Origin of the sequence: Lentibacillus cibarius (genome assembly GCF_005887555.1) — a bacterium.
In the GTDB taxonomy this organism is placed as follows: Bacteria; Bacillota; Bacilli; order Bacillales; family Amphibacillaceae; genus Lentibacillus; species Lentibacillus cibarius.
On record NZ_VCIA01000001.1, the window covers coordinates 437,259 to 450,813 of the forward strand.

A 13,555-nucleotide genomic window follows, 5' to 3' on the forward strand; every position below is an offset into this window, starting at 1 on the left:
CAATACCTCCTTTAGAGTTTGGTCCTGTAAACTAAATTACCCTTTTTCAGCCTTTTTTAAAAGATAAGAAACCATAAAATTTAGCGAAATGACTTGGATAATCCACGGTCCGGCTTCAGCGCCTTTGTTCACCATGAAAGACCCCCGAAGCAGTTCGATTCGGGGGTCTTCTTGTTGGCCAAATTACACTTGCGGGCCTTCAGTACGTTTCTTTTTGGCGAATTCAACTGGTTTGTCTTTAATATTTTTCCCGCGCCAAACGAGCCACAGCTGTGATGCCAAGAACAGAGAAGAATACGTACCTGCTAATAGTCCGACTGCCAGCGCAATTGCAAAACCGGCGATGGACTGTGCACCAAGAAACAGAAAAGCCAATACAGCAATTAGTGTTGTTATGGTTGTATTAACGCTTCGGGTCAAGGTTTGCACAAGGCTCCTGTTAACGACTTTGGCAAGTTCTTTAAACGTTTTAATTCGTTTTTCCTTGCGTAAGTTCTCTCGTATTCTGTCGAACGTAACGATTGTGTCGTTAATCGAGTAACCAATGATGGTTAGAATGGCCGCGACGATTGTGACGTCAAACTCAATCTGGGTCAAGCTGAAGATTGCCAATATGAAAAACGCATCATGGATTAACGCAATAATCGCTGTAATAGCAAAAAACAGCTCGAATCGTAATGTTACATAAAGAACGATTCCGATTGATGCAATAGCTACTGCGTAAATCGCATTTTTAACCAGTTCTTCTCCTACAATTGGGGAGACAACGCTCACACTGGTATCCGCATCAAAGTTTTTCTTGAAATATGCTTGTACATCAGCAATCCTGTCCTCATCAATGACCTTATCATAACGGAGGACGGCACCTTTATTGTTGTTACCGGTCAAGACAACGGATTTAGCTGGCAAATTAAGTTCATCCAGTCCATTTTCTATTTCCTCTGCACTAAGACTGTTATCCGCTGCCAACTGAACTCGTGATCCGGCTGTGAAATCAATTCCCGGATTCAATTGAAAGATACCGAGTGAGACAGCACCAAGAATAACCATGGTCGCTGAGGCAATGAAAAATTTCTTCCGATGGTGGACAACATTCAATTCCCTATTAAATGCTTTCGGCTCACGCTCAGTTGTATCAGCGATATCCTTAATGTCCTTCTGTTTGACACCGAACCAGCCAGGACGATTTTTCAAGAACCTGCTGCGCACCCATAATCCCATTAATAATCTGGTGCCGTATACCGCTGTTAGGAAGCTCACGACAATACTCAAGATGAGCATGGTTGCAAAACCTTTGACTGAGCTAGTACCAAAACTAAACAGTACCGCTGCAGCAAGTAGCGTCGTAATATTGGCATCAACAATTGCCCTTAGTGAGTTTTTCGAACCTGCCTTAAACGACGCAAAAATAGATTTACCTTCCCTGATCTCTTCTTTGATCCGCTCGAATGTGATCACATTCGCATCAACCGCCATACCGACACCGAGAATTAGCGCTGCTATACCCTGCAGTGTCAGGACACCGTTCATCAGATTAAACACTAGTAAAATCAGATAAATGTATATACTTAAATTAATCGCTGCGATAACACCAGGAAAACGATAAACAGCCATTATAAATAAAAAGATAATGCTAATCCCGACGATCCCGGCAAAAACTGTTTTATCCAGTGCCTGTTCACCAAACTGCGCACCTACCGTATTAGAGTACAGTTCCTCCATATTGACCGGTAGCGAACCTGCGTTGATAATATCTGCCAGCCGTTGTGCCGATTCGACCGTGAAATTTCCTTCAATCATGACATTGGTCGTATTCAGCGTTTCTTTAACACCTGCAGCAGAAACATATTTTGGATCTTCTTTCTTCACCTCTTCTTGAAATGAATCCCCTTTCTGATAATCCATCCAGATAACGAGAAGATCCTTACGTTGCGGGAATGGTATACCGCGTTGATACTTTGAAGATAACTTACTAGTGATATCCCGGAATTTCGATGAATCTTTTAGCTTCAAGGTAACAATCGGCTCATTTGACCGCTGATGGAAATCCTGCTTTGCCGCTCCCTCAACAAGATTGTTTCCGTCCATTAGTTTTTCATCATTTACATTTCGGAATGAGATCCGTGCGGAAGTCGATAAAAGTTCCCGTGCTTCTTCCGGGTTTTCAACGCCGGCAAGCTGAACACGAATTCGATCATCACCTTCAATATCGATATTTGCTTCACTGATGCCAAGCCGGTTCACTCGGTCATTCAGTATTCGGACAGTCGACTCAAGTAAAGCTCTGTCCGTCTCTTCATCTTCATCAACAGGTTCCACTTTATATAAAATTTCAAAGCCGCCCTGCAGATCAAGACCTAAATTAGTATCTTTTGTAATTCCTGTCACCGTTGTTCCGATCGTTCCTGCGAATAGTAAGACAATCAGAAAAAAGGCAACGATTCTGCCTCTGTTTTTCATCCGATGGTAGCCTCCCTTAATTGCGTTCGGACATTTTCAACTATATAATTACGATTCCTTTTTGGTCAGCGCAGCAATCGACGCCATTAAATTATCATCCTGATGAGCATTTATTGTCAAGTAACTCATGTAAACATTTGATGATAGACGGAGAATATCCTGAACGATTTCAAACAGTCGTTTAGATGGGTTATTTTTCCATACTTTCTCGTTCAAGCAATTCCATATATCTTCCGCGGTAACTTTATCATATCCCATAAGCCGGAATTCGCTTGCTTTACTTTCCAGCGCAGGAAACACTTCTTCTTTCCATTCATGAACCGATTTAACCATCTCCACGTAAATCCCCCTCCTCCTTCAAAAGACCATTTCTGTTTATCGGTTGATGCTTGTCATGCTTGGCCTATTCTACTGCATATACATTATTGTATCCGAAATTTTATTTTTTGAGAAGGTAGGTTGGCCATATTGAGCAAACAAACATTTTTACAGGGAACATTGATCCTGATAGCCGCTGGCATGGTAACTAGACTACTGGGCTTTATCAACCGCCTTGTCGTTGCTAGGGTAATGGGTGAAGAAGGTGTTGGCCTTTATATGATGGCATTGCCTACATTATTCCTTGTCATCACCTTAACACAGCTTGGGCTCCCTGTGGCCATTTCTAAACGGGTTTCAGAAGCAGAAGCAAAACATGATCGAGCAAAAGTTAAGCGAATACTAGTTGTGTCACTCATCATAACCGGTATAACAAGCATTGTTTTCACAGTAGGCATGATTCTTGGTGCACCCTTTATTGCTTCAACACTTCTAACAGACGACAGGACCATGTATCCATTAATAGCAATCAGTCCAATCGTTCCAATCACCGCCATGTCTTCCGTGATACGGGGTTATTTTCAGGGAAGGCAGAATATGAAACCGCAGAGTTATGCGCTAGTGATTGAACAAACAGTCCGCATCGTATTCGTTGCCTTTTTTGTAAATCTGCTTATGCCGTATGGTGTTGAATTTGCTGCGGCAGGTGCCATGTTCAGTGTGATACTTGGTGAATTTGCTTCGTTGTTATTTCTCGTATGGTTATTTAAACGGAATAAAGTAGTACGCATCAGACATCGGTTTTTCCATTACATCAAGTCTAGTAAAGAAACGATAAGAGAGCTTTTTTCTATTTCTCTGCCAAGTACTGGTAGCCGATTCATCGGAAATATATCACATTTCCTTGAGCCAATTCTTGTTGCTCAGAGCTTGGCAATTGCCGGCATTTCCAGTTCAATGGCAACCAAGCAATACGGTGAACTGACAGGATACGTGTTACCATTACTGTTTTTGCCTACGTTTATAACGAATTCGTTGTCGATTGCATTAGTACCATCCATTTCGGAGGCGGATGCCCACAAAAATAGCCACCTTATCCATTACCGGGTTCACCAGGCTATTCGGATTTCATTTGCTTCCGGCGGTCTGGCAACCGTTGTACTCACATTGTTCGCTCAACCGATCCTGACATTTATGTATGGTACTGACAGCGCAAGCAACTTTCTGATACTGATGGCACCTTTTTTCCTTTTACTTTATATTCAGTCACCACTACAGGCCGCTTTGCAGGCACTTGATTTGGCCAGACCAGCGATGTGGAATAGTTTCATTGGAGCAGGGGTGAAACTGACTGTGCTCTTTTTCCTTGCGTCCAACCCAACATTCGGCATCAATGGGGTTGCTATCGCTATGTCCGTCGGTGTTATTCTCGTAACACTACTGCATTTGGCTAGTCTTCATAAGGAGATCAAGTTTTCAATACCAGGGAAAGATATTTTAAAAATGGGAATGTTAATTGGTTTAACGTGGTTAAGTGGACACTATATAAAAAATGCTTTCTCCGGACTTGAATCGAATTTATTCTTTTTAATGCTAATCCTTGCACTGTTGTCCTTCATATACGTCATTTTGCTGTTTGTATTACGATTCATCACCAAAGACGAACTGCGACAGATACCGATTATACAAAAGTGGGTACAGTAAAGGAGAAAATATAAACGTTCGCCTTGCACCTTCACGTATGTTGTTGACTCATGTTCAGTAGTGAAGGGTTTACATCCACTAATGTGTAGTAAAAAGAAAAATCCGAACTGATTCAAAATTTGACGAAAAAATTTTGAATCACCGTTCGGATTTTTCTAATTAAATATCAACTTTCGCAACCTAAAATGAATACATAGACTTGTAAGAATAAAGAAAGCTTGCCATGTCTCATTAAATGCTTATCCCATATACGGAATCAAATAGCGGATATATAAATAAATGGTAGCTATCGCAAGGGACAATAGTACAAATGGTACTCCATAGAGCATGAAACGCAGAAATGGAATCTTTTGACCATCTCCTTCTGCAAGACCAGCAACAACGACATTGGCGGATGCACCAATCAATGTTGCATTGCCGCCCATACAAGCGCCCAGTGCTAGTGACCACCAGATCGGGTCGAGATAAACCATGCCGTAGCTTTCAAATTCTTCAATAACAGGGATCATCGCCGCGACAAATGGAATATTATCAACAATCCCTGAAAACAAACCGGAAATCCATAAAATTAGTATCGCTGTCGCCGCATAGTCTCCATCTGTCCAAAGCACAATCGCCCTAGCCAATTCATCAATTATGCCTACTTCCTCCAGGCCACCAACTAACGCAAACAGACCAATGAAGAAAAATAGTGTCACCCATTCCACTTGCGAAAAAACTTGTTCCGTCGACAGTTCACCTTCTGATAGTAAAAGCAAAAGAACCGCACCGCTTAAAGCTATCACCGTTAAATCAATATGAAGAAATGTTTGGAAGATAAAACCAGTTAACGTCATGATAAGAACGGTGATTGATTGATAAAGCATTGGGCTGCGTACAAGATAGGTTGATGCGTCCATTTCCATCAGCTTTTGCTTATTTGATGCGCTTGATTTTAGTGTCTTCCGGAATAAGGGAAGCAATATGGCAAGCATCGTGATAAACATGATGCCAGCTATCGGCGCCAAATGATTGATAAATGATAGAAAAGTAAGATGATCGACCGCCTGTCCAATCATAATATTGGGTGGGTCTCCGATTAGCGTCGCTGTCCCGCCAAGGTTGGAACTGAAAATCACTGCCAATAAATATGGAAAGACCGGGAGTTGCAGCTGCCTTGTTATTTTCAGAACTATTGGTACTAATATCAGAACCGTTGTCACATTATCAAGCAGGGCAGAGCCTATTGCTGTTAGAACACACAAACCTGCCATAAGCGGAATTGGCGCACCTCTTACCTGCTGCGCGAAACGGATAGCAATGAACGAAAACAGACCAGTTTTTTCCGTAATCGATATAAGCACCATCATAGAAAACAACAAAGCAATGGTATTCCAATCGACATAATGCAAAAACACGTCATTAACACGATAAATTCCTGTTAATAACAGTAAAGTTCCACCGGCAAGCGCAACAACAGCACGGTTTATTTTCTCCGTCATAATAAACAGATAACTAACAGCGAAAATCACTGCCGCTAAAATGACATCCATACGCCATCCTCTTTCATTAAATGATTGTCCTTTTACCACTGTATGCCAGATAACAGATAAATATTTTCAGTCTATTTTTCTGTTGGAATGAATAGGTTAACAGTGTGTATGGACAATCAATAAGAAGGAGGCTAGAGGCGTGCATAAACAACAATTTACCGCTTTATTGTACGGCTGGATTGCGGTCCTCGGTCTGATTTTAGTGACTAGCATCGTTCTTTCTTTACTGCTTCAATTTACAACAATGGACCAAACCGTATTATCATGGGTTACCTTAGCAGCGGGACTAATCATTTTATTTATTGGTGGCGTGATTGCTGGTATGAAAGGCAAAGAAAAAGGTTGGGTTATTGGTGCAGTGACAGGGCTAGGGTTCACCTTATTCACATTTCTCGTACAGTTTCTCGGGTATCAGCAGACATTCTCCGCTGAACAGTCACTCACCCATACCGGGTTTATCCTTGCTGCATTGGTTGGTGGAGTCATCGGAGTCAATATGGTTAAAGGGGAAACGACATAAAAAATTTAAAGAAGCCGATCCAAAATTGGACTGGCTTCTTTTTTATCCCTTTATGTACGCATTCATAAAGTATTATTCTGCATTATTTTTTACTTCACGGATTGCTGAGCGGTCGAATGTCAACTTCGGCCCATTATCCTCCTGAAGAACGACGGTATCTTCATCCAGTGCATGAATAACTCCATGCAAACCGCCGATTGTTACTATTTTATCTCCTTTTTGCAAATTAGCTTGCATCTCCCTTACTTGCTTCTGCCGCTTTTGCTGCGGACGGATGAGCAGGAAATAAAAAATAACAAAGATTAAAATAATCGGTAATAATGATGCGAGTGTCCCCATTCTAGTCCCTCCTTCGTTAAAAATTCTGTGCATTCTCTTTATTAAAACCATATTGTTCAAAGAATGCTTCCTTAAAATCCCCAAGCCGATCCTCGCTTATCGCAGTTCGTACTTGCTCCATTAATTTTAACAGAAAATACAAGTTATGGTAAGTAGTAAGCCTGAATCCGAATGTTTCATTGCATTTTACTAAATGACGTATATAGGCTCTTGTATAATTCCGGCAAGTATAACAGTTACAATTTTCATCAAGTGGGCGGAAATCCCTGGCATATTTAGCATTCCGGACAACCAATCTGCCAATGGAAGTCATGCATGTCCCATTGCGCGCAATCCGTGTTGGCAGCACACAATCAAACATGTCAACCCCCCGTATAGCACCATCAATTAATGAATCAGGTGAGCCGACCCCCATCAGGTAGCGTGGCTTATTAAACGGCAATAGTGGTGTCGTGGACGCAAGCATCCTGTTCATGACATCTTTCGGTTCACCAACAGAAAGCCCTCCGATTGCATATCCGGGAAAATCTAATGAAACCAAATCCTTGGCACTTTGTCTACGCAAATCTTCATACTCACCACCCTGAACAATACCGAATAACCCTTGTTCAGTTGGCCTGTCATGTGCCCGCAGACAGCGTTCGGCCCAACGTGATGTACGTTCCACAGAAGCCTTCATGTACGCATGAGACGCCGGATATGGCGGGCATTCATCAAAAGCCATCATGATATCTGAGCCAAGCGCATTTTGAATGCACATTGCCTTTTCAGGGGACAGAAAAAGCTTCTCCCCGCTTAGATGGTTACGAAAGTGAACACCTTCTTCCTTAATATCACGCATATCACTCAAGCTGAAAACCTGGAATCCACCCGAATCAGTCAGTATGGCACCATCCCAGTTCATAAACTGATGCAGCCCCCGGCTTCCTGGATAATATCCTCACCAGGTCGGAGCCATAAATGATAGGTGTTGGAAAGTATGATGTTTGCATTCATTTCCCTTAGCTCTTCTGGACTCATTGTTTTAACAGTTGCGAGTGTCCCTACAGGCATGAATGCTGGTGTGTCAAAGGATCCATGCGGTGTATGAACCCTTCCAAGGCGTGCGCCGGTCTGACGACATGTTTTGATATGTTCGTACGTTATTGCTGTCATATATTTCGTTCCTTTACGATAAGTTTTAATTTTACATTGGTAAAAATTAGTTTATCCGGCATGCCCTAATCGTGCCGGAACTTGTCTTTCTAGTATTGACAACGTGCTTTCATTATAAAATTAACATCGCGTCGCCAAAACTGAAAAATCGGTAACGCTGTTCTACAGCCTCACGGTAGGCATTCATAATCCGATCCTTACCAGCAAAAGCACTGACCATCATAATCAACGTTGATTTGGGTAAATGAAAATTAGTAATCAGCCCATCAATGGCTTGGAATCTATACGGCGGATAAATAAAAATGTCTGTCCATCCGCTTGTTTCCCGGAAATCACCATGGTTATCCCGGGCGATGGTTTCTAATGTTCTAGTTGATGTTGTGCCAACAGCAATAATCCGTCCATTATTAGCTCGTACATTGGCCAGGGTGTTAGCTGCTTCTTTCGACATGTGATAAAACTCGGCATGCATGGTATGATCATCAACCGACTCCACACTTACTGGCCTGAACGTCCCCAGTCCGACATGTAGCGTGATGAATACAATCGTAACCCCCATGGACTTGATTTCATCCAGGAGCTCATTGGTGAAATGCAATCCGGCCGTCGGAGCTGCAGCCGACCCTTCTTCCTTGGCATAGACGGTCTGATAACGTTCCTTTTCTGGCAATTGCTCTTTTATATAAGGTGGAAGTGGCATTTCGCCAAGTTCATCAAGGATTTCATAGAGTATACCGTCATACTCAAGGCGTAAAATACGGCCACCATGATCCAACATTTCGGTGCACGTTGCATGAATCTTCCCGCCACCAAATTGAATCACCGTCCCGGGCTTAACTTTTTTCGCAGGTTTCACAAGAACTTCCCACGTATCCTCCTCCCGCTGATGCAATAAAAGCACTTCTACTTTGGCGCCAGTATCTTGTTTTATTCCGTAGAGCCTGGCCGGAAGCACACGCGTATCATTTAAGACGAGGCAGTCACCTTCCTGCAGATAACCTGTGATATCAGAGAAGCGTTTATGCCTTAGACTATCTTTGTCTCTGTCGAGTACGAGCAGACGTGACGCAGCACGATTCTTCAGTGGTGTTTGCGCAATAAGTTCTTCAGGTAAATCAAAATCAAAGTCTTCTGTATTCATATTGTTCTCCTTACTTATTCAACGAATTTTTCCCACAATGTAAAAGATTAAGGATAGTATAATACTAACGACGATGGATGTCACGATCGGAAAATGAAACGTAAAATTTTCCTTTTTAATGGTGATATCACCCGGTAACTTCCCGAAAAGTGACCAGACTAAGCCAATCACTACAAAGATGATACCAATAACGATAAACATCTTTCCCATATCAGCCGTCTTCCTTCCTCATTCCAAGATGCTGGTATGCCCTCTGAGTTACAACTCGTCCCCTTGGTGTGCGCTGGATGAAGCCGGTTTGCAGCAGATATGGTTCATATACATCTTCAATTGTTTGCGCCTCTTCACCAATCGTTGCCGCAATCGTATCCAACCCAACGGGGCCGCCTTGAAACCCATCGATGATACCTTTGAGAAGTTTGTGATCAATATGATCCAGACCTTGATCATCGACTTGCAGCATATGCAATGCCTCGTCTGTCGTTGCCAGGCTAATTTCCTGTTCTCCTTTTACTTGGGAAATATCACGAATTCGTTTAAGCAGCCTATTGGCAATACGTGGTGTTCCGCGTGATCGCCGTGCAACTTCAACAGAAGCTTCGGGAGTAATCGTCGTCGCAAAAATATCGGCAGTCCGCTCGACAATTTCACATAATTCATCGGGCTCATAGAAATCAAGCCGGCTCAGCACCCCAAAACGATCTCTAAGTGGGGCCGATAATAAACCAGCCCTTGTGGTCGCCCCAACCAGCGTGAACGGTGGCAAATCAATTCTTACAGAGCGTGCACTTGGTCCCGTTCCGATGACAATGTCAAGAAAGAAATCCTCCATCGCCGGGTATAAAATTTCTTCAACAGACCGCGGCAACCGATGTATTTCATCAATAAACAATACATCACCGGGCTCTAGTGATGACAGAATAGCAGCCAAATCACCCGAACGCTCGATTGCTGGACCCGAAGTTGAACGGAACTGTACCCCCATTTCATTGGCAATAATCGATGCTAGTGTCGTCTTCCCAAGTCCTGGAGGCCCATACAACAGTACATGATCGAGTGCTTCCTCCCGCATTTTTGCCGCCTGAATAAAAATACTTAAGTTCTCCTTCACCTTTTGTTGGCCAATATATTGATGTAAATTCGCCGGGCGTAGACTAAGCTCAACCGAGGCATCTTCATTTTGCAGTTCACCTGTGACCATCCGTTCTTCCATTTTCATCCCACCTTATTACTGTTCCACTAATAATGCCAACGCTTTACGAACCAGTTCATCTGTACCGGCGACGTTTTCTTTCTGTAGGTCAGTTGCAACAGTCCTGATTTCCCTGTCCGTATAACCAAGGGATTTTAGCACTTCCTGCGTTTCCTGAAGCACTTCTGGTGAGGCATGAACTTGATCCGCTGTTTCCTTAGGCTCGTTAGCGGCAGGTGTTACAACCGGCAACTTCCCTTTCAAATCGAGGATAATTTGCCGTGCTGTCTTTTTACCAATTCCAGGCAGACTGACTAGAAAAGCGTCATCTTCTCTTTCGATGGCATTAACAAGCCCGGCTCCATTTGTAGCTCCAAGCATTGCCAATGCACCTTTAGGGCCAATACCTGAAACGGTTATTAGCTTTGTAAACAGCAATTTCTCCTCTTCACTCTTAAATCCATATAATATCTGTATATCTTCACGAACATAATGATATGTACTAATTGTTACCTGTTTGTTTATTGACGCCTGAAACGCATATGGATCAGCACAGACGATTTCATAACCAATCCCCTGCACGTCTACAATTACCGCATCCCCTTGAATCCTGACTAACAAACCCTTTATATATGCTATCATCAGACCTTCTCCCTTTTTAAGCTCTCGTTTTATTCTAACATAATTGCAGCAGGACGGAAAAAAAGAAACTTCCATTCCCGGACTAACCTAAGAATAGAAGCTACACTTGCCAATTGGCATCCCCCACCTTTTTCCGCTGCATTTGTACCCCTAATGGTGTAGAGATAGCCTTAATGGCTATATGCGGTTTTTACACAGTTGTTTCCATATTATGATGAATGTCTTGTGTATCTTCATTATCTTCCAGCATATCAATCAACTGGAACATTTTCTCCGCATCCTCTTCTGCTGGGTTGGCGTATGTCTGCGGAAACATCGTCACCTCGGCCTCGGCAAGCTCATACTGCTGGTCCCGAAGATAATCCCTCACATCCTGAAAATCCTCAGGCGCTGTATAAACTTCAAAAGCCCCGTCTACCGATGCAATATCTTCTGCTCCAGCTTCAATTGCCTCAAGTGTGATCGTCTCTTCATCGATAGCATCATCTTCATTTTCGATAACAATATATCCTTTCCGGTCGAACATGAACGATACACTGCCATTTTCTCCAAGATTGCCACCGTTTTTCTTAAATGCATGACGGATTTCTGCTGCAGTGCGATTCTTGTTATCTGTAAGGATATGGACAATCACGGCAACGCCACCCGGACCGTATCCTTCATAGGTTATTTCCTCATAATTGACACCATCCAAGCCACCAGTTGCTTTTTTAATTGCGCGATCTATATTATCATTCGGCATATTATCTGCTCTTGCTTTATCAACAGCAAGTCTAAGCGATGCATTTGTCTCGAGATCCCCGCCGCCTTCTTTAGCAGCAGTATAGATATCCTTCGCATGACGCATGAAAATTTTTCCTTTTTTTGCATCTTGTGCATTCTTTCTCCGTTTTATATTGTTCCACTTGGAATGACCAGCCATTGGACATTCTCCTCTCTCCTGGCGTTTTTCTTTTTATACTATATCAAAAATGGTTTAATCAATAAAGAGAAAGTGAGGGTGTTTTTATCTCTCATATCTTAACCAGACAGAAAAAGTGTCATCAGAAAAGGCGATGACACTTCGCTTATCTAAAGCATTCTACAATGAGGTGCTTACCAATCTTCTCTGTCCCGATTGAAAAATTCACGCAAAAATTCTTCCGTATCACCATTAAGCTGATCCAGCCTTGCATCTTTATTGCGCATGCGGTCCCAGAAAATATCATCTGTATATACATAGGCCTCTTTGTTCGGAACCATATCTTGCACTTCCTGTTCGAGACGTTCCCGCATATCTGGTGGAGCAGAGTCATTGATTAATACGCCTACAACAATTCGTTCATCTGTGACAGTGACCTGTGCTTGTTTTACTTTTTTATTCTTTTTCAAATGATTCGCTATGGATATGGATGTTTCGTTAGTGAATTTATCACTTTTTCCGGTTTCATCACCATCATTCAATCTCTTTTGTTCGTTTTGCGGGTATCCTCCACGTTCGCCAATATTCTTTTTTTCTACCCCCTGTCGATCTTGCCGTTCTTTTTCCGTTTCATAATTGATTGGCTGTGTGTTTCCGTTTTCCCCACTGCTCTCCTGGTTGTTATCGTTAGCAGCACAGCCAATCAAGAAAAAGAAAGCAACTATTCCTACCATCCATTTCGTTATACGCATAAAATAACCTCCCTTATCCTTTAGAATGGATAAATGAGGTTTATTTACTCCAGGAAAATAAAAGCAATATCTACCGGGACCGGTGGAACTGCTTCACCGGATTCCGTTTATGTGATGTTCGGGCATGCAATTGTTCGATGAGTTCTTTATCTTTATCAGGAACTTCCTCACCTTGAAGATAGGCATCGATTTTAGCATAGGTTGTGCCCATTTCCGCTTCATCCGTCTGTCCCTCCCAAAGGTCCGCACTTGGCTGTTTTGTCAAGATTTCTTTGGGAATGCCCAAATATTGCCCCAGTTCCTTCACCTCATGTTTCAAAAAGTCAACAAGCGGCAATATATCAACGCCACCGTCACCATATTTCGTGAAATATCCCGTATACCATTCTGCAGCATTGTCAGTCCCAACAACTAAGTAACGGTAATGGGATGCAACCGTATACAGCGTGCTCATTCTTAAACGTGCTCGTAAATTGGCATCCGCCAACTGGTCACTATCTTCCCTAAATGCGTCTTTTGCTTGTAATTTTTCCTGAATTTGGCCATACATTGTCTGATGTGTTTCTGTAAGATCAACAGACAAATGATTAATTCCGCTTGTTTCAATCACTTTTTCCGCATGTTCCATATCATCGGGATTACTGTTTAGTGGCATAATGACAGCTAAAGAATCATCCGGGAAGGCCCGTTGAATAAGATGAGCGACAACGGCTGAATCTAGCCCGCCGCTGACACCCGTCACCAAACCGTTAACGCCTGCATCACGGACACTTGAACGTAACCATTGTACAATTTCGTCTATTACTTTTTCCATAATCATCACCCTGCTTTGTTTGATTAATACTGCATTGATCGTATCATTCTTTGAGCATCTTTTAAAATTTTATCGTTTCTTATCC

The 13,555-nt window shown here is 42.5% G+C and carries 13 protein-coding genes and 1 pseudogene; 2 read left to right on the top strand and 12 right to left on the bottom strand.

All coding sequences use genetic code 11. The features are described from left to right. Positions 1-183 precede the first annotated feature (183 nt). Both secDF and FFL34_RS02255 read right to left on the bottom strand, forming a co-directional pair. Positions 184-2,460 (bottom strand): protein translocase subunit SecDF, encoded by a 2,277-nt coding sequence (gene secDF, locus FFL34_RS02250; RefSeq protein ID WP_138600954.1) that lies wholly within the window; start codon positions 2,458-2,460, stop codon positions 184-186. Positions 2,461-2,508: 48 nt separating this feature from the next. Further along, positions 2,509-2,793 carry a post-transcriptional regulator gene (locus FFL34_RS02255; RefSeq protein ID WP_138604646.1) on the bottom strand — a complete coding sequence of 95 codons (285 nt, stop codon included), beginning with the start codon at positions 2,791-2,793 and terminating at the stop codon, positions 2,509-2,511. 135 nt (positions 2,794-2,928) lie between these two features. Between FFL34_RS02255 and spoVB the strand changes: the two genes are divergently transcribed. Further along, a complete protein-coding gene (gene spoVB, locus FFL34_RS02260; protein WP_138600956.1) occupies positions 2,929-4,482 on the top strand; it encodes a stage V sporulation protein B in 1,554 nt (517 codons plus the stop codon). A gap of 239 nt (positions 4,483-4,721) precedes the next feature. Here spoVB and FFL34_RS02265 read toward each other — a convergent pair whose 3' ends face one another. After that, positions 4,722-6,014: an ArsB/NhaD family transporter gene (locus FFL34_RS02265; protein ID WP_138600958.1), complete on the bottom strand. Its 1,293-nt coding sequence runs from the start codon at positions 6,012-6,014 to the stop codon at positions 4,722-4,724. Between the two features lie 139 nt (positions 6,015-6,153). On the opposite strand from FFL34_RS02265, the gene FFL34_RS02270 reads away from it, so the two are divergent. Further along, complete coding sequence (locus FFL34_RS02270) at positions 6,154-6,534, top strand: TIGR04086 family membrane protein (protein WP_138600960.1); 381 nt, start codon at positions 6,154-6,156, stop codon at positions 6,532-6,534. A 72-nt stretch (positions 6,535-6,606) separates the two neighbouring features. Here FFL34_RS02270 and yajC read toward each other — a convergent pair whose 3' ends face one another. The 9 genes and pseudogenes from yajC to nadE all read right to left on the bottom strand — a co-directional run bounded on the left by yajC (position 6,607) and on the right by nadE (position 13,470). Continuing rightward, positions 6,607-6,873: a preprotein translocase subunit YajC gene (gene yajC, locus FFL34_RS02275; RefSeq protein ID WP_138600962.1), complete on the bottom strand. Its 267-nt coding sequence runs from the start codon at positions 6,871-6,873 to the stop codon at positions 6,607-6,609. 16 nt (positions 6,874-6,889) lie between these two features. After that, a pseudogene (tgt, locus tag FFL34_RS02280) lies at positions 6,890-8,028 on the bottom strand (tRNA guanosine(34) transglycosylase Tgt). Positions 8,029-8,140: 112 nt separating this feature from the next. Beyond that, positions 8,141-9,169 carry a tRNA preQ1(34) S-adenosylmethionine ribosyltransferase-isomerase QueA gene (gene queA, locus FFL34_RS02285; protein ID WP_138600964.1) on the bottom strand — a complete coding sequence of 343 codons (1,029 nt, stop codon included), beginning with the start codon at positions 9,167-9,169 and terminating at the stop codon, positions 8,141-8,143. A gap of 18 nt (positions 9,170-9,187) precedes the next feature. After that, positions 9,188-9,379, bottom strand: coding sequence for a DUF2905 domain-containing protein (locus FFL34_RS02290; protein WP_138600966.1), 192 nt, complete (start codon positions 9,377-9,379; stop codon positions 9,188-9,190). Position 9,380: 1 nt separating this feature from the next. Beyond that, positions 9,381-10,382 (bottom strand): Holliday junction branch migration DNA helicase RuvB, encoded by a 1,002-nt coding sequence (gene ruvB / locus FFL34_RS02295; RefSeq protein ID WP_138600968.1) that lies wholly within the window; start codon positions 10,380-10,382, stop codon positions 9,381-9,383. Positions 10,383-10,397: 15 nt separating this feature from the next. Beyond that, positions 10,398-11,003, bottom strand: a complete 606-nt coding sequence (gene ruvA, locus FFL34_RS02300) for a Holliday junction branch migration protein RuvA (protein ID WP_138600970.1) — start codon at positions 11,001-11,003, stop codon at positions 10,398-10,400. A gap of 190 nt (positions 11,004-11,193) precedes the next feature. Next, complete coding sequence (locus FFL34_RS02305) at positions 11,194-11,925, bottom strand: YebC/PmpR family DNA-binding transcriptional regulator (protein WP_138600972.1); 732 nt, start codon at positions 11,923-11,925, stop codon at positions 11,194-11,196. 173 nt (positions 11,926-12,098) lie between these two features. Beyond that, on the bottom strand, positions 12,099-12,656 hold the full coding sequence (locus FFL34_RS02310) for a YhcN/YlaJ family sporulation lipoprotein (RefSeq protein WP_138600974.1): 558 nt from the start codon (positions 12,654-12,656) through the stop codon (positions 12,099-12,101). Positions 12,657-12,726: 70 nt separating this feature from the next. Further along, the gene (gene nadE / locus FFL34_RS02315; protein ID WP_138600976.1) at positions 12,727-13,470 is read right to left on the bottom strand and encodes an NAD(+) synthase; all 744 of its coding nucleotides are present in this window, start codon (positions 13,468-13,470) and stop codon (positions 12,727-12,729) included. Positions 13,471-13,555: the final 85 nt, after the last annotated feature.